Genomic DNA, 25,810 nt, shown 5'->3' on the forward strand with positions numbered 1-25,810 from the left:
ATATATACTTGATAGATAAACTCTAATTATGCCGATTCAATGGCATGGAGTCAGTGCGATGTCAATTGATGAAGTGAAAAACCAGCAAAATATTGGTCTAGTTCAACCCACTCCAGACTTAATAGAAAAACTAGTAAAGGCAAAAGACAAGAAAAAAGCTAAAAAATCCAAACGGATTTTTGATGGTAGCACAGAAGTTTTTGCTAAGAAAATTCCCAAAAAGACTTTTGAAACTGAACTAGAGCAACTCCAGATTGAGCTAGTCAAAATGCAATACTGGATTAAGCACACTGGCTATCGGGTTGTCGTCATATTTGAAGGGCGCGATGCTGCTGGCAAAGGAGGAGTAATTAAACGCATTGCCGATCCACTCAATCCTCGTGGCTGTCGTGTAGTTGCTCTGGGAACTCCTTCCGATCGCGAGAAAACTCAGTGGTATTTTCAGCGCTACGTGCAACATCTTCCCACAGCAGGCGAAATTGTTCTGTTTGATCGCAGTTGGTACAACCGAGCCGGAGTTGAACGGGTGATGGGTTTTTGTACTGAAGCAGAATATCAAGAATTCATGCAATCTTGCCCGGAATTTGAACGAATGCTGGTGCGATCGGGCATTGTTTTAATCAAGTACTGGTTCTCCGTCAGCGATGATGAACAAGAGGAACGCTTTCTCTCTCGCAGTCACGACCCAGCAAGGCGCTGGAAACTTAGCCCAATGGATTTGGAATCACGCGATCGCTGGGTAGAATACTCCAAAGCAAAAGATACCATGTTTGCTTACACAAATATTCCAGAAGCCCCCTGGTTTACAATTGAAGCAGATGATAAAAGAAGGGCGCGGCTCAACTGCATTCATCATTTGTTGAGCAAAGTTCCTTACGAAGATATGACACCTCCTCCCTTAGAGCTTCCCTCTAGACCTGTGGCTGAGGATTATGTTCGCGCTCCTCGTAATGAGCAGTTCTTTGTCCCTCAAGTGTATTGAGCTACAACTTCTCGCTAATAATTGAATATGGCAAACGTTATCTATAGGTGTTGCGTAGGTGTAGCCCGTCGTAGACATCGCCTATAGCTCATTCTCCAAACCAATTTTTATTCTGGGGATAGTTCTGTCAAAAATTAGTCAATTACATAGCTTGAGAGCAATTGCTTTGAAAACAATACTAAGTACAGAACGCCGGAAGTGACAGAAGTTGATTGAAGTTTATCGAGCCTTATGATTTTGATACTATTGAAACTAAGATTTAAGCCCTAAGTATGAAAGTTCGTGACAAATTGCTGAAATCAAAGTGCAGGCAAGTGAAGCAGAGACTAATTAAATTCGGGCATTTGGAACTTGGGCAGTTGAATCTGCGGTATTTGGAACTCGGGTAGTTGGAAATCAAATTGAGGGAGTTGGAAATCAAATTGAGGGAGTTGGAACTGCGGCATTTGGAACTGCGGTACTTTAAACTGCGGCACTGAAGCCACCGATGCCCCTCCAATCACCCATTTCATCTCTGCATCGGAGAGTTCTTCAAGTTCAACTTCGTTGAAAGTTAGCTGTGCATTGTTTTTTATTTTTGCCATAAGTTTCCTTCTAGGGTTAAAAAACACAATACATCAATATTGTATCTCGAATGGGGTTAGTAGTGGGTCTTCCTATTTTTGCAAAGTTGCATTACAAAATGTGGGTTTGTGGGAGTTGCCAATCCATCTGGTTGATAATGCAGGTTCAGTATTGAACGATCGCAATCGCCACTCAGAGCGATATCTAAATTCTGTGCATCGCACATATCATCTATAAATATGCAGTGGTATGTTGTCAAGTTGGGGCGATCGCTTAACTTCACCCAGTATAAATATACAGTGGCGTGTTGTCGAACTGGGGCGATCGCACTATCTCGTAAATTAGTTTTATTAACACGCAATCATAGGGATTTCAGCAAAGTACCCGGATTCTTACAGCGAATTGCAATCAAACATGCCACAACTTAAAGCAATACTGGGCTTTGTTTTAGGATTTATTTTTGTGGCGGGTTTGATCGAAAACTGCTGTAATTGAGGATTGGACGGTTTAATGCGATCACCTAGTTTATTGTCTTCGCTGAGGGCGTAGGCGAAGCCCGTCGCAGACATCGCAACAACTGTCTACTTCTTGTTCGTATCACACATAATCTCTAAATGTTGTCAAATTTGGGCGATCACAGGCAAAGCTTTCAGAAGTAAGTTACACTCTAAAACCAGTTCAAGCTAATACTTTCTCGTGAGTTCGTGTTTATGAATATTGATTTAGCAAAGGAACGGTTTGATAACTTATGTCAGGAACTGACTCAAAGTAATACCCCGCTTGAGACTGAGCAAGATACACGACTTCATATTATCGACCGTATATTAATTGAGGTTTTGGGCTGGGATAGGCAAGGAATAAGGACTGAACCTCATACAGAATCTGGTTATGTTGACTATTTACTATCTGCTGGAGGCCGTAACAGACTTGTAGTAGAAGCCAAGCGCACTTCTAAGCTATTGATTGATACTCGTCAACCACGTATGGCTTGGTATAAAGTTAGTGGACCAGCCCTCCAGTCGGCAACTGAAGGATTAGAACAAGCAAAACGCTATTGTACAGACACAGCTGTTTTATTCTCAGCGTTAACAACAGGTATTGAGTGGATAGGATTCTGGGCTGTTCGCACGGACGGATTACCCCCAAAAGAAGGAAAAGCGATAGTATTCCCAAGTTTTAAAGCTATTCAGCAAAACTTTGCTGTATTCTATGACCTATTTTCCTCAGAAGGAATGCTTGCAAATTTATATCAAGTTCATGTTCACGAAGCTGAAGGTTTGCAGGTTAGTCAAAATGAGATTCTAGAGGCAGTCACAGGCTTATCTGAGAGACGCTTGCTTCAAAAAGCTCCATTGCTGAGAGATTTAGAAGGTATTTACCGGAACTTCTTTAGCACTATTTCGGGTGACGATCCTGATATGCTTGCGAAGTGTTTTGTGGAATCAAAAGAGAGTCGTGCAGCAGATGAAAGTTTGGAAAAGATTACAAGTAACTTATTGAATAGAATTGACATTGTTAACTCAGACAAAGGAGCAGAGTTAGAAGATCAAATTCGGAGTGCAATAGAACTACAAAAGGGCGAATTTGTTTTAATCATAGGAAATAAAGGTGCAGGAAAATCTACTTTTATCAGCCGATTCTTCCGGTTAATTTTAAATAGAAAATTGCGTGAAGATTGCTTATTTCTTCGCATTGATGTAGCAAATTCGGATGGAAATATAGCTACAATCTCAGACTGGCTCACTGATAAGTTAAAAAGCGAATTAGAGATTAACCTTTTTAAAGATGGCTATCCTACCTATGACGACCTTCAAGGAATTTTCTTTTCTGAATATAAAAGATGGAGTGATGGAGAGTATAAACCTTTATATCAACGAGACAAGGATGCTTTCAAAGAAAAGTTTGGCGAATTGATAAGTAATTTAATCGTAAAACAACCCCAGGAATATGTTAGAAAACTGCTTAAAAACTCAATTGCTTCTAGGAAGTTGATGCCTTGTATTGTATTTGACAATACTGATCATTTTGCACAAACCTTTCAAGAGTCTGTCTTTCAATTTGCACAATCAATTTATAGAGAATGCTTTTCGTTTATTATTTGTCCTATAACTGATCGTACTGTTTGGCAGCTTTCAAAATCAGGTCCACTACAATCTTATGACCACCGAGACTTTTATCTGCCAGTACCTTCGACAAAAGAAGTTCTTACCAAACGTGTTGAATTTATTAAGCTAAAAGCTCAAGAAGACACTGAAACTAGCAGAGAATATTTCACTAAAAAGGGAATTCGTTTATCGATCTCAGATGTTACAGCGTTTGCTTTGTCTGTAGAAGACATATTTGTCAATGAAGATTATGTAGGACGTATGGTTGGATGGCTTGCCAACTTTGATATTCGTAGAGGGCTTCAAATCGCTCAGAGAATTATTACTTCACCAATTATAGATATTTCTGAATTGGTTAAAGCTTATGCTATTGGTCAAAAATTCCGTCCACAGCGTCTAAATATAAAAAAGGCTCTTTTACTAGGAGACTACAATCATTTTTATCAACAAGATAGCAGTTTCATCTTAAATCTTTTCGAGGTTGGCTCCAATGCTGTTACAAGTCCACTTCTTCGATTATCAGTTCTTCGGCTCCTGATGGACGTTTATTCTGAGACTTTAGAACCAGAAAAGATATACCGTTCTGTAGAAGACATTCTAAATTACTTTGAGCCTACTACTGTAAGTCGAACTCTTGTCAAGGAAAATCTCAAGGCTCTTCTTGATTACCGTCTTATTGAACCTTACGACCCAACAGATACAAATATTTATGAGTCCCAAAGAGTAAAAATAACCCATTGTGGACGTATCCATTACGAGTTTGTCACTGATGATAAAGAAGGTATATATATGAGTGAGATGGCATTAATGACTCCCGTTGTCAGCCAGGAATATATTTCAAAAAATAGAGCGCTATTCATGAAGAACGAAAAGCTAACTGGTCAAGATTGGCGAAATATCATTAGGTGGTTTGTTGAGTATTGCTTGGAGCAAGATAGACTTTACATCTCACTACCAAAATCTACGTCTTATCAAAGTCAAAATAATTTGAGGGAGATTCTCGATAAAACTTGGATAGAGAAGTAAAATTGAAGTTTGACTCTAGATTCAGTAGCCCAGCACTTTGGTGCAGTGGACAGAATAGAGATGCTAGCAAAGTTGCGAAGATAACTTGCCGCCGATGAATTTAACTGTTAAAGCAAAGTTAGGTTTGACATACCCTAGATGAATTATTCTTGCTTTTACTAATCGTACTCCCTATTCCTCAATCATCATATTGTTAAGTGAAGCCGATCGCACCATTTAATCTAAAAAATCGTCATTATAAATAGTCTTTCATTTTACAGTTATTATTTAAGCAAAATGCAAGCAAAATCTAAAAACCAGACTTCATAAGAGTTATACTGTCTAAAGCATCAAAGCAGATTGTTCCTAAATAACGCTGCAACTTGCATTTAGGCTAGAAATAGACTCTTTTTTCTCCCGCCGCCAAAAAACCTTGCATTATATGATGTTGAGGAGCGATCGCTAGGTTCGGAGTAATCCCAAGAGTGCATTTGACGGAAAGGTAGACCCATCTTTTGGAAGACGTACTTCTCTTTCACACCAGAAGCTACTAGGTCAGGCTTCAGCGCTTTGATAAATTCCTCGAATTCGTAAGCGGTAACGTCGTCATAAACGATGGTGCCGTTTTCGATGTAGTGAGTGGTACGTTTGTAGTCGTCATTATGAGCGAACTCATAACCTGTACCAATCATCTTCATGCCCAAGTCTTGGAAAGCTGGGACAACGTGGCGAGGACGTAGACCACCAACCATGATGGCAACAGTCTTACCATCCAAACGGGGGCGGTACTTAGCAACTACCGCATCCATTGTGGGTTGATACTTGGCGATAACTTTCTCAGCATTTGCTTGGATTGTTTCGTCAAACTTGGAAGCGATTTCCCGTAAAGATTCAGCAATCTTGGTGGGGCCGAAGAAGTTGTATTCCAACCAGGGTATACCATAAGCTTCTTCCATGTGACGGCTGATGTAGTTCATCGACCGGTAACAGTGGATGAGGTTCATCTTCACATTGGGGGTCATCAACATTTCGTTGATGGTGCCATCACCTGACCACTGAGCGACTACGCGCAAGCCGATTTCTTCTAACAGGATGCGGCTAGCCCAAGCATCTCCACCGATGTTGTAGTCACCAATGATGGCTACATCATAAGGAGTACCTTCAAACTTGAGTGTACCGTCTTTCTTAGCTTGGTCTGATCTGGTGAAAACCCAGTCACGAACCATGTCATTAGCGATGTGGTGTCCCAATGATTGGGAAACACCCCGGAAGCCTTCGCAACGTACAGGTACAACTGGCTTGCCGATTTCTTTCGATGTCTTCCGAGCTACTGCTTCGATGTCATCCCCAATTAGACCAATGGGGCATTCAGATTGAATGGAAACACCACGGTTGAGAGGGAAAAGTACATCTAGTTCTTGGATTAGCTTGACAAGTTTCTTGTCACCACCGAACACGATATCTCTTTCTTGGAAGTCAGAGGTGAAGTGCATGGTACCAAAGGTATCAATACCTGTGGTGCCGATGTAGTAGTTACGACGACCAGACCAAGACCAGTAACCGCAACCTACAGGCCCGTGGCTGATGTGGATCATGTCCTTAATAGGACCCCAAACCACACCTTTAGAACCGGCGTAAGCACAACCACGAGCGGTCATTACCCCAGGAAGGGATTTGATGTTAGACTTAACGCCGCAATCGGACTTACCTTCTTCGTATACACTTAAGTGCTTTTCCCGTTTTTTCTTAGCTTTATCGGGGTAAGCGTCTAGAACTTCTTTAATTAGTTCTTTTCTTTCTTCGATGATGTTTTGATTTTCTGGAGGTGTCATATTTAGCCTCTGTGACTCGTAAGGATCGGGGGCATAGGGGGACTAGGAGTCCCCTCTAAGATTAGGGGGGAGATGCAAGAGAGAGAGGAAAAGGTAAGATATGAAACTCTTCCTTTTTCCTTGTGCTAAATCGTTATTTCTTAGCAGCTACTACTTGACTACAGGAGCTTTATTCAGCAGCAGTCTGAGCAACTAACTTAGCAGTATTTTCTTCGCTTTCGAGAATACCGAATTCAATCAACAATTCTTCTAGTTCTTCCATTTCGATGGGTGTAGGAATAGCCAGGTTTTTGTTGTTGATGATCTTGGTAGCCAATGTCCGATATTCGTTAGCTTGGTTGCTTTCTGGTGCGTACTCGTTAACGGTCATACGGCGCAATTCAGCGTGTTGAACAATGTTGTCGCGGGGTACGTAGTGAATCATTTGGGTGTTCAACCGTTTTGCCAAGGTTTCGATCAATTCGATTTCCCGGTCAGTGTTACGGCTGTTACAAATCAAACCACCCAAACGCACGCCACCAGTGTGAGCATACTTAAGAACACCACGAGCAATGTTGTTAGCAGCATACATCGCCATCATTTCACCTGATGTCACGATGTAGATTTCTTGTGCTTTACCTTCACGGATAGGCATTGCGAAACCACCGCACACAACGTCACCTAATACGTCGTAAGATACGAAGTCTAGGTCTTGGTAAGCACCGTTTTCTTCTAAGAAGTTGATGGCGGTGATGATACCACGACCGGCGCAACCTACACCGGGTTCTGGACCACCAGATTCTACGCAACGAACGTTACGGAAACCGGTTAGCATTACTTCTTCGAGTTCGATATCTTCTACTGCACCACGTTCTGCGGCGAGGTGAAGAACGGTTGTTTGAGCCTTGCTGTGCAGCATCAAACGGGTGGAGTCAGCTTTAGGGTCGCAACCGACGATAAGGATGCGTTGACCCATTTCTGCCATAGCTGCTAAGGTGTTTTGGGAGGTGGTAGATTTACCGATACCGCCCTTACCGTAGAAAGCTATCTGTCTAATGTTTTCGTCTGTCATGGTTCTTGTTTCCCTGCAATTGGTTGGTTGGTGGGTCTGTGCGTTTGTCAGTTGCGTTCACGCCAGTTGAGCGACAGTAGTGAGCGCGTGTAGAGCATCGTTGGTAGCGTTGGCATAAATGCCTGCTGGGGGCGATCGCTCCACAGCCAAAATTATTGACAGTAAGTTCATCGATCTTCCTCGTTAAAATTTTTTTCTTTTGGTTTTTGTCCTTTGTCCTTTGTCATTTGTTTTGACAAAGAACAAAGAAAATTACGCAATTTACAAATACGTCATAATGTGTTTCAGCTTGCAAGATTCAATAGGACTTGATGTTGTTATTTGTCAACAATCAATGCATAAGTCCTATTACTTGTTCAAAATAGCGCCCTTCATATTTGTGACGCGATCTAGTGCAGCTTTGGTGTTTTCTGCTGACACGCCACGCACAGCCATTGCTTCGCCGAGATGCTTGGCGATCGCATCGAAGTGTGGTTGCTGTAGATTCATTCCAGCGTGGGTTTTGTCCATTGGACGACCGCCGTATTGCTTTGGCCCCTCAAATATTTGAGATAAGAAAGCAACTAGATGATTACGTTGCTTTGCCATATCTGTACCAGCAAAAAATGTGTTGAGAGTGCTGTCTGTGGCAATGCGTTTGTGGAGTTCATCTACTACTTGTTCAATAGCTGGTTGTCCACCAATGTTGTCGTACAATGTGCTCATATCCTGTTCCTTTGAAGCGAGTTGGATGATGAAATTTGCAAGTAGGCGCTTAATCTTTTTGCCTATATGCTGTTAGCCGTCATAGCTAATTTAGCTATCAGTTGTCGGTAGGATTGAAGCATTGATGTGGAGACAATTATATGGTTCAAATCCTACTTTCCGTTCCTGGCTGAATGCATATTAGAGCGTATTTGTAGAATACGTTAAGTCCTACAGCAATTCCTAAACTGCTTCGACTACAAGGCTCTTGCTGACACGATCTTGTAATCTGGCTTCGATCGCAATTTTGAGAGTTGCTGTACTACTAGAACAGGAACCGCAAGCACCTTGCAGTACAACTTTAACGCGATCGCCTTCTACATCATAGAGTTCTACATCTCCCCCGTCTGCAATGAGTACGGGTCTGACTTCTTCATCAAGAACCTTTTGAATTAGAGCAATCTTTTGGACGTTTGTTAGCGCTCGTTCCTTAGATGTAACAATTTCTGTGGCAACTTTTACGCCGTAATTGTTGAGAGCAGGTGAGGCGTATTCCTGTTGAACTGATCTAATAATATCATCAATGTTCGCCAGACAGGAACCGCATCCGCCACCAGCTTTTACATAATTTGTTACTTGTTCGGCATCCGTGAGATGATTTTCTAGAATCACGCGACGAATCTTAGATTCGCTGATGCCAAAGCAACTGCAAACTAATGCGCCTTCATCGTCATCATCGTGGGTAGCTAGAGGTATGCCACGATAATTGTAAATAGCGGCTTCTAGCGCTTCTTGTCCCATCACAGAGCAATGCATCTTTGCTTCTGGCAAACCACCCAGGTAATCTGCAATGTCTTTGTTGGACACTTTCAGAGCTTCATCTAAGGTTAAACCTTTGACCATTTCGGTTAATGCACTAGAAGATGCGATCGCACTAGTACAACCAAAGGTTTGAAAGCGAGCATCTAGAATCTTATCAGATTCTACTTCCACTTTCAGGTGCAATCTCAGAGCATCGCCGCAAGCAATGCTGCCGATTTCTCCCGTTGCAACCTTAACTCCAACTTCGCCCGTTTCTTCAATTTCTCCCTGATTCTTGGGATCGTAAAACAGTTCTAATACTTTATCGGTGTAGTCCCACATATTATTAAGTGCTGAGTGCTGAGTGCTGAATGCTGAGTTATGAGTGGGGGGATTGGGGAAGGGTAATGGGGAAGGGGAAAAATCATTCCTTTACCCTTTACCCTTTAACCTTTTCCCATTTTTTCCCAGTCCCTAACGATGCGCCAGTGCTTGTTCTTGTCCTTGCAACCAACCCGCATCATCATTTTTGAAGGGTGAGAGGGCGCGTAAACGTTCTACAATACTGGGCATTACCTCTATTACTTGATCGATTTCGGCTTCGGTGGTGTAGCGACAAAGACTGAAGCGAATTGAACCGTGCAAAGTTGTGTAGGGTAAGCCCATTGCCCGCAGGACGTGGGAGGGTTCGAGAGAACCGGAGGTGCAAGCAGAACCGGATGATGCACAGATGCCGTATTTGTTCAATAACAGTAGAATTGCTTCACCTTCGATGTACTTGAAGCCGATATTGGTTGTGTTTGGCAATCTCTGCGTAACGTCGCCATTAACTACACAATCGGGAATTTTAGCTAGTAAAGTTTGTTCGAGGCGATCGCGCAGCTTTCTTTCTCTTGCGGTCGCTTCTTCTAAGTGTAACAGTTCTAGTTCCGCAGCTTTGCCCAAGGCAATAATTGCTGGAACATTCTCTGTTCCCGCTCTACGTCCGCGTTCTTGGTGTCCCCCAATCATGAAGGGACGGAACCGAACCCCACGCCGAATATATAAAGCACCAATTCCTTTGGGCCCGTGTAGCTTATGACCAGACAGAGTTAACATATCCACGGTGCTAGTTTTCATATTCAACGGGATTTTTCCCACTGCTTGCACCGCATCTACATGGAAGATAGCGCCATATTCTTTGACACGCAACCCAATTTGCTCAATTGGGAAAATCGTTCCGGTTTCATTATTAGCATACATAATTGTCACCAGGGCGGTGTTACCCGTCAAGGAAGCTTCTAGTTCATCTAGATCCAGCTGCCCTTGATTATTTACTGATAGATAGGTAACACTATAACCTTGGGTTTCTAATTGTTTGCAGACATTGAGTACTGCTGGATGTTCAACTTGGGTGGTGACGATGTGTCGCTTTTCTGGTTGCGCTAACAGTGCGGCTCGAATCGCCGCGTTATCTCCTTCAGTACCGCAACTTGTGTAGACAATTTCTGACTCATCGGCTCCCAGGATGGCTGCAAGTTGTTCTCTTGCTGTTCTCACTGCTTTACCGACTTGCCCACCAAAAGTATGCATACTGGAGGGATTGCCGTAATAATCCGTCAGGTAAGGTAGCATTACCTCTATAACTTCTGGGTCTACCTTAGTGGTGGCATTATTATCGAGATAGATGCAGTTATTTTGCATTGTTGTCTTCAATTAAGAATTACGAATTATTTAAGCTTCTGCTGCCATTTTTTGGGGTTGGCGCTTTTGCAACTGTTCCGAGTATTTCTGGGAATAGCAGTTAAACCAACGTTCCCAGTAATCTTGTTTATTTGTTAATTTAGCGACTACGCGGTTGTAATTAGCAAACCAGCCTTCCCAGTAATCGCTAGGCTGCTTAACGCAACCGTCGCAGGTGGGACAACCAGCTTTACACTGAGGCATGGTATGAATGCTACCAACGCAGTTTGTACAAAGTTCAGGGTCAATCCAGTGCTGTCCGTCAACCACTTTAACTGCATTTGTGGGACATACCGTTAGACAAAGATTGCAGGAAATACACTGGCTAGTAAGAATTTTGTAAGCCATGATTTATTCTCCTTTTGGGGAATGGGGCATTGGGCATTGGGCATTGGGCATTGAGGATTGGGTTTAGGGGAGGGCATTGAGGATAATTCTTATCCCATGCCCCATGCCCTATGCCCCATGCCCTATTCGTTATTCCCTAATTCCTTAACGTATTGCTCGTAGAACTCCAAAGCAACCTTTTCAATTACGTCGTAAGCTTCAACAGTCTTGATTCCAGCTTCTTGCAATTTTTCTTGAGGACAGTTACCAATCTTGGAGACTAAAACTGCTTTGCAATCTGCGATCGCTTTCATAATATGCTCAAAAGAAGCTTCTTCGCTGTATCCACCTTGGCAGTACTGGTCAATTTTGCGATGACCGATAAAGCGAACTTCGTTTCCACCCACTTCGTAAATTTGGAATTCTTTCGCATGACCGAAGTGTTGGTTAACTAATCCGCCGCCTTTGGTTGCTACTGCAACTAAAACTTTCGGACTATTGGCAACTTTCTTACCAGCTAGCGCTTTATCTTTGGCTACTTTAAGTTCTTCTTTAAACTTCTCAATTCCTTCGTGGACAGTAGCGCGTTGTTCCATGTCATATTCGGGAGCCATTTCCAAGAATTTCTCTTTGGAAAACTCTTGGCTGCGGTCTTCTCCCAACAATCCGACTGCATCGGCGCGGCACTGGCGACAGTGACGCATCATTTTCATGTTACCAGAGCAGTTGTCTTGAACTTCTTTGAGTTCTTTGGGTGTGGGGCCGCGTTGACCAGTTAAACCGAAGTGTGTGCCATGTTCTGGTGCAGAAATCAATGGCATGATGTTGTGCAAGAATGCACCTTTTTCACGGATGACTCGATTCACTTCGACTAAGTGATGGTCATTAATTCCGGGAATCATCACGGAGTTGACTTTGCACAAGATGTCAGCGTCTTTTAGGGCTTGCAATCCTTCCATCTGTCTTTCGTGGAGAATTCTTGCGCCTTCAATGCCTCTATAACGCTTGCGTCTGTAGTGAACCCAAGGATAAATCTTAGCACCGATCTCTGGATCTACCATGTTAATGGTGATCGTTACGTGATCTATATTTAATTGTTTAATGCGATCAATGTAGTCTGGCAGCATTAAACCATTGGTTGATAAGCACAGCTTGATGTCTGGTGCTTGCGCTGCAATCAACTCAAATGTGCGGAAAGTTTTTTCTGGGTTCGCCAATGGGTCGCCAGGGCCGGCAATTCCCACAACTGTCATTTGGGGAATCTTACCACCAATGACTAAAGCTTTGTGTGCGGCTTCTTCTGGTGTTAGCAATTCGCTAACTACTCCAGGACGGCTTTCGTTAGCGCAATCATATTTGCGGTTGCAATAGTTGCATTGGATGTTGCAAGCTGGTGCAACTGCAACGTGCATCCGAGCGTAGTGGTGATGAGCGTCTTCGCTGTAGCAGGGATGTTTAGCAATGCGTTCTTGGAGCTTTTCGTCCCTTTCCACGGTGGTGCTGCTGGTGCTGTCGCAGCCGCAACCACCGGATTTTGCTTGGGTTGGCGATTCCGTAGCGTTAGAGTTGAGGAGTCGTGTAGACGGTGATGTCATTGAATTTCGCAAAAAGGTCGGTGGACTCGGCTGCCACTGTGGGAGATGCTGTTGCTACTCTTTCATGCCCAGAATTGAAGTCGCGTCTTCCACACTGCCTGCAAACCCTTGGGTGAGGGCGACTTGTTTTCAAGTAAAGCAGGCGATAGATATCTGATGTTCGGCTGGTGTGTGTCAACGTTCGGTTCTTGGGTAGAATTTGTGCTTACAGCCGCGACTTCTCTTCACTTCAGGCATGGTGCTATCTCATCCCTCCACTCACTTTTCGCTTTGTTTTGTTTCAGAGCGTTAAGTGATTGGCGATAAAAGATTTATATCAGCCGTCTTGAAGCTAAGCGATATGTCTATCTAGGATAGAATTTATTGGATTTATTACTTTTGTACTCAGATACTAAAAAACCTAATTCTTCAAGCATTACAAGAATTAAAAAAGTTTTTTTCGGGTAGGGGTTCTAGTATTTTTTGGTTGGGGTTCTAGTGTTTATAGATAGGGGTTCAGGATTTCTTTGTACTCAGTCAAAACCCAATCCCAGTAAGGAATTTAATCTACTTGTAACTGGGTTTGGGTTATTTAAATGTGTACTCAGACTGCCCTCAAATTCAGTCAAAAGCAGTAAATGCCAAGGGTTTGAGGGTGAAAAACTGGAGTAGTCTATATCGTTCTACTCCAGAAACGTGCGAAATTCAATTCTGTATCTAACATATCATTTTTTTCAGGGTAAAAATGCAATTCATATTTATTTAATTTTTGCTTTGACAATGATATTCAATTGTGGTTATAAGTCTTATCTGATAAGCGATATGAGGCAATGGAAATAGATATATTGCTGCACATAATTTTCAAAAAACTTAACTTTTAACTCCTTTTTTTTCATTCCCACAATGAGGAGATGGGTAGGAAACTGTCGGATTTTGTGTTTAAGAGAAACAACAAACTATAATCTAACATGATTGAGCGATCGCAATGAATTTTCTGAATTGCTCACTACAAACCTTAACGAAAAACCCCCTTCCCGTTTTGGAAAGGGGCAAAATTTCAAATCCGGCGAGTGGTGCTACTTAACTTCTATAAACGAGATTATGTTATCGAAGTCAGCCCCAACGGATTTATAATCACCAGCGCTAAACTCACGGCATCGACCACCAGTTTCATGTTGGCAGACACGTACTACGGTACCTGGTGGTACACTTAACGAGCTAATAGTGTCGTTTCCCACAACCTTTAAGTCACCTTGGTTGGCTTTGTATACTCCTAGAGTTGTAGGAAAAGACTGGGAAACTCCAGCAAAATTAGCATCTCTGTAGACCTTAACCACCTTTGCTGACGGCGTGTAGGAGAGCTTGTAGATGGCGCCGCTATAATCATCCGAAATTAACAAATTACCTTGTTGATCGACTACCATGTCTACGGGTCGCCCCCAGATTTCTTGTGTTCCTGGAACTAGCCAGCCGTTGACTAAATCCATCTCCTGCCCTGGAGTCTTTGTGCTATTGTTCCAGGGAAAGTAAGCTATTTTGTAACCCGTTTTCTTCTGTCGATTCCATGAACCATGCAGCCCCGCCACTGCACCATTTGAGTACTGGCTGGGAAAGTTGGTATTTTGTAGGAATGTTAGTCCCAAGGGAGCGGAATGGGCTTGGATACCCTTGCTAATCCTGTCCATTGCATTGCAATTAACCTTGCCATTAGCATTGAACTCATAGTCGCGGTCAAAGGGCATATTGTTCATGCCATTTGAAGTATCAGGATTGGGGTTGCAAAAAGGCCAACCGTAGTTACCACCATCTCGGACTCGCGTAAACTCCTCTGGTGGGTGGTTGTCCACGTAGGAAGGGATAATCTTACCGTAATTGCCACTGCCATCGTTGAAGGGATAGGCGATGTTATCTCGATTATTAACAACTACCCAAAGGTCATTTGTGTTAGGCAAGAATGCTAATCCTTCGGCATTACGTAAGCCTTGGGCAAACAGCCGCCGATTGCTTCCATCTGCGTTGTACTGGTAAACTGCACCACGCACTGGGTTACTAACAGTATCTTCTTTGCAGGCATTGCAGGTAGAGGCGATGGATACATACAGTTTGTGATTGGCATCAAGGGCGATGTTTTTCAGTTCGTGACCATAAGCGCCTTTAAGTTCAGATGTGCTGCTGTCTGGTAAACCAGTTACAACGATTTGACGATTTTTTGCGGTTAAGTCTCCAGAGTTGTAGATAAAGCGATTAATTTGATGAGTTTCAGAGATATAAACGTATGTGGTGTTGTTTATTTTATGAAACACAATGTCGTGTGGCTTGCGTAGACCCGTTACGAAGTCAGAAATAATTGGGTCTTTGCTGCCATTTGACCGGACAATTAATACTTTATTCGTACTGGGTTGTGATACTAGAAGATCCCCATTTGGAGCAACTGCCATAAAGCGAGCTTTGTTAATGCGAGCATAAACAGCGATGGAGAAGTTGGGGGGTACTTTCAAGTAACGGTTAATATTGAAGGGTGCATAGTTCATGCTACTAGGCACTTTCAGCTTGGTTTCAACAGACGCAGCAGGCGGTTGACCCAACGCTGCGGGGGAAAAAACCTCTAAGGATATTAAACTAGCAACTGAAGGGATCAAACTAACTAGCGACGCAGATAATATGCGTTTGAACATTGGTATTTGGTTTAGGGAAAACATAACCATTCTTAACTTTTCTCTAGCCTGGTAGTGATGTATCTCACACGTAACTCTCGGCTAGCCGATTTTTCCGAGAGTCAGAACAAAGATACTCAGGGTACTTGTTTTTGAAAACACTTCGTTAAATATCTTTATATAGTACATATACTATTATCTTTCCTAACTCATCAAAAAATGGGTGAATCAAGAGTTGCAAAGAAAGGCATAGCGATCGCTCTTTCCAACTAAAATAGTCCTCAAAACCAACAGAATTATCACCATTACACACAGCCGCAAAACCTTGTAGAGAAAGTCTTACAGCGTTAATCTCCTATCAATAAGCCAAATTGGTATTTGAAAAACTATAAGCGCTCAAGACTTGGTTTTTCTCAAAGAATTGATTGAGCCTGGTAAAATCTGTTTGGTAATTGAGCGCACATATCCCTTGGTATAATTAGCGGCAGCTCGTGGTTATAGCTGGAGTAATTGTGCAGGAAAATTGCGTAGGTGCAGTGTGCAGTTAGCAATGATCTAAAAAACCAAGGCGAAACCTAACCCCCTTCCCGACGCGGAAACGGGGAAAAATTCAAAGTCTCTCTCCTTTTAGGCTACGGTGTACACACAAATCATCTGATCCCCCTAAATCCCCCTTAAAAAGGGGGACTTGAAGAAATTTCCCCCCTTTTTAAGGGGGGTTAGGGGGGATCGAAACACTGTTAGACAACTTTATAAGACTTGTGTGTACACCGTAGCCTAAAAGGAGAGAGATTTAGAGAGAGGTTCTTCAGATACCTGTGATATTTCTGCAATAACCCTGAAATCTGGAAACATTACTCCAGCTAGTGGATATACTCGTAATCAAAATCTCAACAGAAGCGAGTATTATGCTGGACTGGTTAGCTATTTGGGGTGTAACTCAGGCCGCCGGATTGATTTTTAAACCCATTCTGGAAGACTTAGCCAAGGATGCTGCTAAAGATTGGGCTAAAGATTTATTAAAAGGCATCCCTGGCAAGATTTTCCAGAAACTTAAGAAGGAAGACATAGAAATTGCTGCTGGTAAAGCGTTAAAGGAATTTTTGCAACTCATGCAGCAGCAGTTAAAGGTTCGTTGCAAACTTGCTGAAACTGAGATTAAAGAGTACACCAAAGACATCCAGAAATTTATCAGCGATAAGTCAGTTACAGAAATTCTTAGTAAGGCTTTTGATATTAATTGTGATTCTCTAGACGCTAAAACCCTAGAAGATAGTTGGAATAGGCTGCAATTAAAACCTCTGCCATCTAAGTTTAACTGGCAATCACTTACAGAACAGTATTTAACACAAGTCCAAGAACTTCTTTGAGATTCAAAAGAATTACACCATATCCTTGAATTACAAAAGTTATCTGATATTGAAATAAATACCAAAGAGATTGCTGGTGTTATTGTAGATTTTAATTTAGTTAAATATCAAGAAGGAATCCGCGAACGCTATGGCAATCTCAAATTAGATAGCTTAGATACTAGCGGGTATGCTTATAACGAACTGAAATTATGGCGGATTTTTACTGCTCAAAATGTCCGGGAAGCTCATCAAGTATTACCACAAGTTCACGAACTGCCGAAAGAACATCTTAGACGGCTGCGAGAAAGCAACCAAATAGAAGCAGAAGTGGAATTAGAAGAATTAGAACGCCACAAACGGGTTTATTTTGAACAGCCGATCCGTTCAGTTTTAGATGTTGTCAATAAAAAGCAAGATTATAAATATCTTGTGATTTTGGGCGATCCTGGTTCAGGTAAGTCTACATTGTTGCAATTTCTGGCTTTGACTTGGGCTGAGTCACCACTGGATAATGTTATCTCATTACCAATTCCCTTGCTAATTGAATTACGCACTTATATGCGGCGACGGGAAGATAAAGAATGCAATAATTTTCTAGAATTTTTTCATCAATGTAGTGGTGCTGTTCATCATCTCAATCAGCTTGAACTAGATAAACAATTAAAAGCTGGTAATGCCTTGGTGATGTTTGATGGTTTAGATGAGGTCTTTCACCTTGGTAATCGAGAGGATGTAATTACTGATATTCATCGCTTTACTAATGAATATCCTGATGTGCAGGTAATTGTCACTTCTCGGATTATTGGCTATAAACCGCAACGATTGCTTAATGCTGAGTTTCGCCACTTTATATTACAAGATTTAGACTCAGAACAAATTCAGGATTTTATCAACCGTTGGCATGAGTTAACTTTTACCGATGTAGCAGATAAGGTGAGAAAACGGGAACGGCTACAAAGAGGAATTGCAGCTTCCAAATCTATTACAGAATTGGCGGGAAATCCTCTGCTGTTGACGATGATGGCAATTCTTAATCGGAATCAAGAGCTACCAAGAGATAGAGCTACACTTTACGATCAAGCATCGCGGGTGTTGCTGCATCAATGGGATGTGGAACGCGCTTTGACAGAAGATAAGAGGTTAGATCCCAAGACGATTGATTATAAAGATAAGCAAGCGATGCTGCGTCAGGTTGCTTATCTTATGCAAACTGGTGATAAAGGTTTGGCTGGTAATTTGATTAATGAAAATGATTTAGTCAAAGTTCTGACTGATTATCTCAAAACCATAGAATTTGATAAACCCAGAGAAGCGGCGCGGGTGATGATTAATCAACTACGGACTCGCAACTTTATGTTATGTTTCCTGGGTGCGGATTATTATGCTTTTGTGCATCGGACATTTTTAGAATATTTCTGTGCTTGGGAGTTTGTCTGGCAGTTTAAAGAAACGCAAACGCTGACTATTGAGGAACTTAAGAATGAAGTTTTTGGCAAACACTGGCAAGATGAAAGTTGGCATGAAGTCTTACTGCTAATTGCGGGAATGATTGAATCTAAATTCGTTGGCGAGATTCTTGATTATTTAATGGCGCAAGATGGTGAAGAGGAAAAGTTTGTCAATCTTTTTTTAGCGGCTAAGTGTCTTGTAGAGGTCAGAAATCGCTCGGCGATCGTGTCAACGGCTAATAAATTACTTGAAAAGCTAAAAGACTTAACCAAATATGACCTCTGGTACTATTACATCCCTCAGCGATATGGAGAAGAAACTAAGCTAGTGAAGGAAATTCGCACTCAAGCAGTCACAGCAATTATAACGACCTGGCAAGAATCTCTCGACAATAAAACCTGGCTTAAACAATATGCTATCCAAGATGATAATAAGTATGTGCAACGTGCAGCAGTCGAAGTATTAGCAAAGAACTTCAAAGATGACCCCGATACCAAAATTTGGCTCAAAGAAGGCGCTACCCAGGATGAGAACTCGAATCTGCGAGATGCAGCAGTCGAAGTATTAGGTTGGAACTTCGAAGATGACCCCGATACCAAAACTATCCTCAAAGAACGCGCTACCCAAGATGATCACGAAGATGTGCGACTTGCAGCAGTCGAAGTATTAGGTTGGAACTTCAAAGATGACCCCGATACCAAAACCTGGCTCAAAGAACGCGCCACCCAAGATGATCACCAAAAGGTGCGACGTACAGCAGTCCAAGCATTAGCAAAGAACTTCAAAGATGACCCCAATACCAAAACCTGGCTCCAAGAACGTGCTACTCAGGATGATAATGAGTATGTGCGAGGTGTAGCATTCCAAGAATTAGCGAAGAACTTCAAAGATGACCCCGACACCAAATCCATCCTCCAAGAACGTGTTACCCAGGATGATCACTGGTTTGTGCGACGTGCAGCAGTCGAAGAATTAGCGAAGAACTTCAAAGATGACCCTGATACCAAATCCATCCTCCAAAAACGCGCTACCCAGGATGATGACAATGATGTGCGAGGTGCAGCAGTCCAACAATTAGCGAAGAACTTCAAAGATGACCCCGATACCAAATCCATCCTCCAAGAACGCGCTACCCAGGATGATCACTGCTTTGTGCGACGTGCAGCAGTCCAAGAATTAGCTAAATACTTTAAATATCAGCCTGAGTTGTTTGACATCTACTACAACTGCGCTGTTGATGATTCCTTTGAGCGCGAGGAAGAGGATGAAACTAATCCTCGGCGCATTGCACTTGAGATAATTATCAAGCAATTTCCTCAGCATCCCCAGACTTTAACACTGTTGCGCGATCGCGCAGAGAATGACCCAGATGAGCAAGTGCGGGAATTTGCTCAGAAGAAGTTGGCACAATTAGAGAAGTAAAACAGTTGCAAAAACATGAATAACACAGAAGTTCGTCAGCAAATCAACCAATATTTAGATGGATTATCTTCAGAACGCTTACAAGTAGTTGCTGACTTTTTAGCACATCTAGCAAATAAGGAGAGTGAAGACGCTACCCAAGAGTTGCTTGATATCCCTGGATTTATTGAATCATTTGAAGAAGGTAAAAAAGATATTGCTGAAGGTCGGGTAAAAAGCTGGAGAACAATTCGGTCTGATGTATAACGTTGTGTTATCTGCCAAAGCCGAGGAGATTTATGCTACAGCAGACCAAGCTTTAGCCAAAAAGGTTGCTAGATGCTTAGAGGCTATGCCCAAGAAAATTAGAGAACTCAAAAGCTTATTGCTGCAAGCAGGGTTTAGTTACCGTCCTGGGAAAGGTAGCCACACTAATTGGTATCATCCCCTCCTACCTGGGAGAGTTACTATATCAGGTAAAGACGGAAATGATGCTAAAGCTTACCAAGAGAAAGACGTTAATAATGCACTTCAAAGGTTAAAAGAAATTAAAAATACTCAAGAGGAAGAAAAAGAATGAATTCTCACTACACAATAATTATTCAGTGGTCTGATGAAGATGAGTGTTTTGTTGTCAGTCTTCCTGAATGGGGAGAATTTTGTCACACTCACGGAGAGACTTATGAAGAAGCTTTTAGAAATGCTCAGGAAGTTTTAGAAATGCTGATTGAATCATCTTTGGCTGACGGTGAACCTCTACCAGAGCCTAAAACGCTAGGAAAGTCTTTGGAAGTTGCATAAAATTTATGAATTAAAAAGGTAGCTTATGAACACCTCTGTAAATACAGTCAAAGTTTACGATGAAATTATAGAGTTTATTGCTGCTGGAACCACTCGCCAAAGTGTTATCGATTTCAAACTCTCGGATGCAGCCAAAGACCGTTTAGAGGATCTCGTTTACCGCGCAAAAACTGAAGGTCTTACAGGAAGTGATAAGCGAGAGTTAGATCATTTTCTGACGCTAGAGCATATTATGAGGTTGGCAAAAGCAAAAGCTCATCAGTACATTAACCCTAAGTAAGTATTCAAAATGCCTCGGCTATATATTAATGCAGAACTGCGGCGTTTAGTTAGCGATCGCGCCGAGCATATTTGTGAGTATTGTCTCTTTTCTGAAGGTGTAGGTTGGGTTGAGGAACGAAACCCAACATTTTCGGGTTTTGTTGGGTTTCACTCCGTTCAACCCAACCTACAAATTTTCTAAAACAGATAAATAAATAGGTTATGATGTGCGATCGCATCTACCAATGGGAATTCTATACTTAGCAACTATTGCTACTTCATTACTAGAACTCCCAAGGTAAATATACGATGGCCTATCAAAATATTACAGCGTCCCTTTCGCCACAAGATATCCAAGAAATTAAAGCCGCGCTACAGACAGTCCAAAAAAAGATGCCCTTTCTGATTACTCTCAGCACAGAAGAACGGCGTAAGTTAGTAAAAATGGGCGATAAAAGCCTAGCCTTTGTGAACAATAGCATTACTGCCGCTCAGTCTAATCGCGAAATTCTTCCAGGCACTTTTGACGTTGAAGAACTTGTTCGGGATTATCAATTAGCCGCAGCGCTGACCGAACTTTTAACTTTAATGCAGCAACTCACCGAACAGGTAGATGATACCCTAATGGCTGTCGGTAGTGAAGCTATGACTAGCAGTTTGACTGTTTATGATTACGTCAAGACTGCATCAAAAAAGACTCCAGGCTTAAAAATTGTTGCTGAACAGTTGGGCGAACGCTTTAAAGCTATTGGTAAAGGAAAATCTGCAAAAACTTCTGTTGCTTCATAAATTAATACTCATCGGTGAGTCTTATATCATTTTCCAAAATCTTTGCAATAAATAAATTCGCTGTAGGGGTGTACAAATGTACGCCTCTATTTTGTTTATCCACCTCTGAACTCCGTTAACGAGTATTTGAACCGGATGAATCCACCTCTGAACTCCGTCGTCGAGTATTTGAACCGGATGAATCCACCTCTGAACTCCGTCGTCGAGTATTTGAACCGGATGAATCCACCTCTAGAGGTTTCGTGGATAAGGGCGCTATGAGAAGATTTATTTATTCTGCTGTTCTAGGATTTTGCGATCGCTATTCCCACACATCTATATAATAAGAAAACAGTCGCTACGAGCTATAACTATATTTTGAAACGTATATCTGCATACAGACAGCAAATCCTAAAAGAAAATAAAGAAACCTGTCTTTCACTCAACTCAATAATAGGATACTAATAGTAGTAGCATATACAGAAAATCAATTCGTAGCCTTATCTAACTGATGTTTGAGTGCATCTGAGTACAACTTAATATATTGCAAAATATCTTGACGAAATCTTAGCAAAGGCTTACGGGTAAAGTTTCTTGTAGCGTGAACAGAAATTCTTAACCCCTGCCCCAAAAACACTAGTACCCCCATCGTTAAATACTAGCGCCCCTAACCCCAGACAAATTTTAACTTTATGTTAAGTCGGGGTTTCGGCGTTTGAGTACAACCTTAATCAATCCAATAAATCCAATCAGAATCGGGTTTTCTATCGAGTTGGATGTCACCTGATATAAGCATAAAAATAGCAGATGACTCATTTACCAGATAGACATTACCGATGCAACAGTCTTTAGACAGTATTAGCGATGTCTCCGACGGGCTTCGCCTACCCCCCAGTACCAAAACGCAGGATTCTGCACATACATCCATGCTGAAAAATTTACTCTCTGGCGTTTTTTTTGAGCCATTATTGAGTGATTTTCGCGTTATTTTTGAGCGCGATCCCGCAGCACGTAATTGGTTAGAGGTGGTGTTTTGCTATCCCGGATTGCACGCACTCTGTTTGCATCGTCTTGCTCACTGGTTACATGGTCGAGGAGTGGGTTTTATCCCCCGTTTTATTTCTCACTTGGGGCGATTTTTGACAGGAATTGAAATTCACCCAGGTGCAGAGATTGGTCAGGGCGTGTTTATCGACCACGGAATGGGGGTTGTCATTGGCGAAACTGCGATCGTGGGCGACTATACACTGATTTACCAGGGCGTTACCCTTGGCGGAACTGGTAAAGAAACTGGTAAGCGTCATCCGACAGTGGGCAAAAATGCAGTGATCGGTGCGGGTGCGAAAGTTTTGGGTAATCTGCAAATTGGCGATCGCGTCCGTATTGGCGCAGGTTCCATTGTCTTACGGAATATCCCCAATGATTGCACAGTTGTAGGAATTCCCGGCCGAATTATTTCCCGAAATGAAAACGTCAGCCTTTCTCCTTTAGAACATGGAAAGCTACCCGATATGGAAGCAACCGTGATTCGTTCTTTGCTCTCGCGCGTTGAGCAACTCGAAAAACAACTGCAAACTCTAGGAGTCAAGAGTCATTAGTCATTGGTCATTGGTCATTTGCAAATGACATAGACGCGCCAGCGGCTTTCCGCAGGGTAGGACAACTGACAACTGACAAATGACAAAGGACAAAGGACAAATGACAAATCACGTTTTGCAGATTCCTCGGAGCGATCGCTGGCGAATCTATCACCGATTGCAAGAGTTAAAAATAAATAGCTCTTGTCCCCCCGATGGTTCTTTACGAGTGCAAGTGAACAATTTGCTAGAAGCGATTCTAATTCGCAGTACAGTTATGCAATTTCTCGCTTCTCGCCAGGAATTATTAGAGTGGCTAGAGCGTTGCTGGCATTACAGCGATGAATCATGAATCTTCTAATTAATCTTGAATTCATGACGCAATCACTGAACTTTATCCTTTTTGTTCATGACTGCACAAAGCTCAAATAGCTTTAGAGTTTGAAGCTACTGTATGCTTGCAGAATTTATTGCAGACTGAGATGGATTAGATGGAGTTTAGATTTTGTTTCTTATGCTAAATCTGAAATTCCCCTGACATATAGCAACAATTAAAAATGCGAAATTTCCATATAAAAATTGGAATTTCTGATTTTTAAGTTTTTCCCAAATTAAGAAATTGAAAGTTCAATCAATTATGGCGACTCGGAACAGAGATATAAAACTCCTCAATTATTTGCACAACGAACTTGAACTTTCAAATGCCGATATTGCTGTAGCTCTGCGACACCGTGAATTAGAAAATGGCCCACTACCGATGCTCCTCTGGCAGTATGGTTTCGTTGATTTGGAGCAGCTAGGAAAAATATTTGATTGGCTAGCAGACCACAGTTAGCTAGTTTGTACCCCTTAGCGTTAAGTAGCATTATCTGCCTAAATTACACCCAAATGCACTATAAAAGATGAGGTTACGAAGATGATTACATCCTTAATTGCTGGATTCTGTGTTTTACTTTGCTCAGGATTTGCTAATAGTTATATTAGTTCATTGCTACTCGAAGACGTTTCAACTGACATCGGTAAAAACGATTAGTAAATTATACATTGTTTTAGTTCCCTGTCATACAGATGTGATGCTGCTAATAGGTCAATAATTAAGGATCATGTATCCTACATTATGAATTGTGATATTTTTAGCATTTGCCATCGCTGGGGATTGTAGAGAGAAAGGATATTAAGAATACTTCCAAGAGAGGGATATTTGCAATGAATCAAATCATAATTAATGACACTACACTACGTGATGGCGAACAGGCAGCAGGTGTTGCTTTTACCCTAGAAGAAAAAGTTGCGATCGCTAAATTTCTCGATGCCATTGGTATTCCCGAATTAGAGGTCGGTATACCAGCAATGGGTGATGAAGAAACACGTGCGATAGCCGCAATTTCTGATTTGGGTTTACAAGCAAAACTCCTCGGCTGGAACCGCGCTGTCATCTCAGATATTAAGGCTTCTATTGCTTGCGGTATGAACCGGGTGCATATCGCCATTCCCGTCTCTGGTATCCAAATCGCCGCCAAATTCCACGGTCAATGGCGAGTAAGTTTGCAAAAACTCAAAGACTGTATCAGCTTCGCCGTCGATCAAGGTCTTTGGGTAGCAGTCGGCGGAGAAGATTCTTCCAGGGCTGATGAAAACTTCCTTTTAGATGTAGCGCTTTATGCCCAAGAATGGGGTGCATCCCGGTTCCGCTTCTGCGACACCGTAGGAGTTCTCGACCCTTTCACCACCTACACCAAGGTTAAACGGCTAGTTTCAGCTTTGATGATTCCCTTAGAAATCCACACCCACAATGATTTTGGTCTGGCAACAGCCAACGCCCTTGCGGGTATCAAAGCCGGAGCCTTATCTGTGAATACCACAGTCAACGGATTAGGTGAAAGGGCGGGAAATGCAGCTTTAGAAGAAGTTGTGATGGCAATTAAACGCATCTATGGCGTTGATTTAGGCATCGACACTCCCAGTTTGCTGGAACTGTCTCAACTAGTTGCAGCCGCATCAGGAGCTAGCGTACCACCTTGGAAAGCGATCGTTGGCGAAAATACCTTTGCTCACGAATCTGGCATCCATGCTCACGGGGTATTGCAAAACCCAATTACCTACGAACCATTTGCTCCCGAAGAGGTGGGTTGGGAACGGCGTTTAGTATTAGGTAAACATTCTGGACGGCATTTGGTTTCAAACTTGCTAGAGCAGCATGGAATTTTCTTGAACCCCCAAGAAACCCAATCTGTTTTAGATGCAGTGCGCCATCAATCGGTACAGAAAAAACGCAGCCTGACGACAGAAGAACTATTGAATTTGGTCAGAGAACAGAGGTACTCTCATGCAACGCGATGAATTAGAGCTAAACTTGCCACCCGCTTTTGAAATTGGTGAAAAAGTCAGAGTTCGGAAACTGCTGAAGAACGATGGTACTTTCCCTGGTAAAGAAGTCGGGCAAGTTTTAGTGAACAAAGGAGATATCGGCTACATAGCCAGTATAGGAACATATTTGCAGACTTCCTATATATATGCTGTGCATTTCTTGGAAACAGGATTCGTCGTCGGCTGTAAGAAAAAAGAACTAGAATCTGTTGAGGAATCTCATGAAAGTAATGCTACGCATGAATGATGCCGGTACTTTAGTAGTTTACGTTGCTAAAAAAGACCTTGAAGAAGAAGTCGTCAAACAAACCGATGGAAATGATGGCAAGATTCTCACCCTAGCAAACGGTTGGGAATTAGAATTTCGTGATTTGCCAGACACAGCAAATTTACCTCAAACAGTAGAAGCTAAACGCCTCGCGTAAAAATAGTTAGGAGTAATGAGTTAAGAGTTATAAATTTTAACTCCTAATTCCTCACTCCTAACTCCTCACTTTTAACTCCTCATCCCCCACTCCTAACTTTTTATCAAT

At 42.2% G+C, this 25,810-nt stretch carries 25 protein-coding genes and 1 pseudogene; 16 read left to right on the forward strand and 10 right to left on the reverse strand.

Features of this window, described 5'->3' with window-relative positions; genetic code table 11:
* The first annotated feature begins 28 nt into the window (after positions 1-28).
* Positions 29-982 (forward strand): polyphosphate kinase 2, encoded by a 954-nt coding sequence (ppk2, locus tag G1O98_RS02190; RefSeq protein ID WP_243458319.1) that lies wholly within the window; start codon positions 29-31, stop codon positions 980-982.
* Between the two features lie 326 nt (positions 983-1,308).
* Here the strand turns inward: ppk2 and G1O98_RS02195 are convergent, their stop codons facing one another.
* Both G1O98_RS02195 and G1O98_RS02200 read right to left on the reverse strand, forming a co-directional pair.
* Complete coding sequence (locus G1O98_RS02195; RefSeq protein WP_163926964.1) at positions 1,309-1,566, reverse strand: hypothetical protein; 258 nt, start codon at positions 1,564-1,566, stop codon at positions 1,309-1,311.
* A 56-nt stretch (positions 1,567-1,622) separates the two neighbouring features.
* On the reverse strand, positions 1,623-1,907 hold the full coding sequence (locus G1O98_RS02200; protein WP_163926934.1) for a hypothetical protein: 285 nt from the start codon (positions 1,905-1,907) through the stop codon (positions 1,623-1,625).
* Positions 1,908-2,256: 349 nt separating this feature from the next.
* Between G1O98_RS02200 and G1O98_RS02210 the strand changes: the two genes are divergently transcribed.
* A complete protein-coding gene (locus G1O98_RS02210) occupies positions 2,257-4,677 on the forward strand; it encodes a hypothetical protein (protein WP_163926965.1) in 2,421 nt (806 codons plus the stop codon).
* A 368-nt stretch (positions 4,678-5,045) separates the two neighbouring features.
* On the opposite strand, the gene nifD is transcribed toward G1O98_RS02210, so the two are convergent.
* The 8 genes from nifD to G1O98_RS02255 all read right to left on the reverse strand — a co-directional run bounded on the left by nifD (position 5,046) and on the right by G1O98_RS02255 (position 15,322).
* Positions 5,046-6,488 (reverse strand): nitrogenase molybdenum-iron protein alpha chain, encoded by a 1,443-nt coding sequence (nifD, locus tag G1O98_RS02215; RefSeq protein WP_163926966.1) that lies wholly within the window; start codon positions 6,486-6,488, stop codon positions 5,046-5,048.
* 169 nt (positions 6,489-6,657) lie between these two features.
* Positions 6,658-7,539 (reverse strand): nitrogenase iron protein, encoded by an 882-nt coding sequence (gene nifH / locus G1O98_RS02220; RefSeq protein ID WP_163926967.1) that lies wholly within the window; start codon positions 7,537-7,539, stop codon positions 6,658-6,660.
* A gap of 348 nt (positions 7,540-7,887) precedes the next feature.
* A complete protein-coding gene (locus G1O98_RS02225) occupies positions 7,888-8,244 on the reverse strand; it encodes a group 1 truncated hemoglobin (protein WP_163926968.1) in 357 nt (118 codons plus the stop codon).
* Between the two features lie 222 nt (positions 8,245-8,466).
* On the reverse strand, positions 8,467-9,366 hold the full coding sequence (nifU, locus tag G1O98_RS02230; RefSeq protein WP_163926969.1) for a Fe-S cluster assembly protein NifU: 900 nt from the start codon (positions 9,364-9,366) through the stop codon (positions 8,467-8,469).
* A 132-nt stretch (positions 9,367-9,498) separates the two neighbouring features.
* A complete protein-coding gene (gene nifS / locus G1O98_RS02235; protein WP_163926970.1) occupies positions 9,499-10,707 on the reverse strand; it encodes a cysteine desulfurase NifS in 1,209 nt (402 codons plus the stop codon).
* A gap of 30 nt (positions 10,708-10,737) precedes the next feature.
* Complete coding sequence (locus G1O98_RS02240; RefSeq protein WP_163926971.1) at positions 10,738-11,094, reverse strand: 4Fe-4S binding protein; 357 nt, start codon at positions 11,092-11,094, stop codon at positions 10,738-10,740.
* Positions 11,095-11,216: 122 nt separating this feature from the next.
* Entirely contained in the window at positions 11,217-12,668 is a 1,452-nt protein-coding gene (gene nifB / locus G1O98_RS02245; protein ID WP_175586476.1) for a nitrogenase cofactor biosynthesis protein NifB, read from the reverse strand.
* Positions 12,669-13,723: 1,055 nt separating this feature from the next.
* Positions 13,724-15,322 carry a PQQ-dependent sugar dehydrogenase gene (locus tag G1O98_RS02255; RefSeq protein ID WP_243458320.1) on the reverse strand — a complete coding sequence of 533 codons (1,599 nt, stop codon included), beginning with the start codon at positions 15,320-15,322 and terminating at the stop codon, positions 13,724-13,726.
* Positions 15,323-16,209: 887 nt separating this feature from the next.
* Between G1O98_RS02255 and G1O98_RS02260 the strand changes: the two are divergent.
* From G1O98_RS02260 to nifT, 14 genes and pseudogenes are all read left to right on the forward strand, one after another.
* Positions 16,210-19,524: pseudogene (locus G1O98_RS02260) on the forward strand (HEAT repeat domain-containing protein).
* Between the two features lie 15 nt (positions 19,525-19,539).
* A complete protein-coding gene (locus G1O98_RS02265) occupies positions 19,540-19,770 on the forward strand; it encodes a hypothetical protein (protein ID WP_163926974.1) in 231 nt (76 codons plus the stop codon).
* Complete coding sequence (locus G1O98_RS02270) at positions 19,763-20,083, forward strand: type II toxin-antitoxin system HicA family toxin (RefSeq protein WP_345940518.1); 321 nt, start codon at positions 19,763-19,765, stop codon at positions 20,081-20,083. The genes G1O98_RS02265 and G1O98_RS02270 overlap by 8 nt, the downstream gene beginning before the upstream one ends.
* Positions 20,080-20,304, forward strand: coding sequence for a type II toxin-antitoxin system HicB family antitoxin (locus tag G1O98_RS02275; protein ID WP_163926975.1), 225 nt, complete (start codon positions 20,080-20,082; stop codon positions 20,302-20,304). The genes G1O98_RS02270 and G1O98_RS02275 overlap by 4 nt, the downstream gene beginning before the upstream one ends.
* A 25-nt stretch (positions 20,305-20,329) precedes the next feature.
* Positions 20,330-20,584, forward strand: a complete 255-nt coding sequence (locus G1O98_RS02280; protein WP_163926976.1) for a hypothetical protein — start codon at positions 20,330-20,332, stop codon at positions 20,582-20,584.
* A gap of 9 nt (positions 20,585-20,593) precedes the next feature.
* Positions 20,594-20,767, forward strand: coding sequence for a hypothetical protein (locus G1O98_RS39630; RefSeq protein ID WP_243458321.1), 174 nt, complete (start codon positions 20,594-20,596; stop codon positions 20,765-20,767).
* 107 nt (positions 20,768-20,874) lie between these two features.
* Positions 20,875-21,354, forward strand: coding sequence for a hypothetical protein (locus tag G1O98_RS02290; protein ID WP_163926977.1), 480 nt, complete (start codon positions 20,875-20,877; stop codon positions 21,352-21,354).
* Positions 21,355-21,489: 135 nt separating this feature from the next.
* Positions 21,490-21,615 (forward strand): hypothetical protein, encoded by a 126-nt coding sequence (locus G1O98_RS40570; RefSeq protein ID WP_275941758.1) that lies wholly within the window; start codon positions 21,490-21,492, stop codon positions 21,613-21,615.
* A gap of 554 nt (positions 21,616-22,169) precedes the next feature.
* On the forward strand, positions 22,170-22,931 hold the full coding sequence (gene cysE, locus G1O98_RS02295; RefSeq protein WP_163926978.1) for a serine O-acetyltransferase: 762 nt from the start codon (positions 22,170-22,172) through the stop codon (positions 22,929-22,931).
* 100 nt (positions 22,932-23,031) lie between these two features.
* A complete protein-coding gene (locus G1O98_RS02300; protein WP_163926979.1) occupies positions 23,032-23,262 on the forward strand; it encodes an Asr1405/Asl0597 family protein in 231 nt (76 codons plus the stop codon).
* A gap of 285 nt (positions 23,263-23,547) precedes the next feature.
* On the forward strand, positions 23,548-23,745 hold the full coding sequence (locus G1O98_RS02305; RefSeq protein WP_163926980.1) for a DUF2949 domain-containing protein: 198 nt from the start codon (positions 23,548-23,550) through the stop codon (positions 23,743-23,745).
* Positions 23,746-24,116: 371 nt separating this feature from the next.
* Positions 24,117-25,250, forward strand: a complete 1,134-nt coding sequence (gene nifV, locus G1O98_RS02310) for a homocitrate synthase (RefSeq protein ID WP_163926981.1) — start codon at positions 24,117-24,119, stop codon at positions 25,248-25,250.
* Positions 25,237-25,524, forward strand: a complete 288-nt coding sequence (locus G1O98_RS02315; RefSeq protein ID WP_012407236.1) for a nitrogen fixation protein NifZ — start codon at positions 25,237-25,239, stop codon at positions 25,522-25,524. Before nifV ends, G1O98_RS02315 begins: the two co-directional genes overlap by 14 nt.
* Entirely contained in the window at positions 25,499-25,702 is a 204-nt protein-coding gene (gene nifT, locus G1O98_RS02320) for a putative nitrogen fixation protein NifT (protein ID WP_114083693.1), read from the forward strand. Before G1O98_RS02315 ends, nifT begins: the two co-directional genes overlap by 26 nt.
* Positions 25,703-25,810: the final 108 nt, after the last annotated feature.

The organism is Nostoc sp. UIC 10630 (assembly GCF_010747425.1).
Classification (GTDB): Bacteria; Cyanobacteriota; Cyanobacteriia; order Cyanobacteriales; family Nostocaceae; genus Nostoc.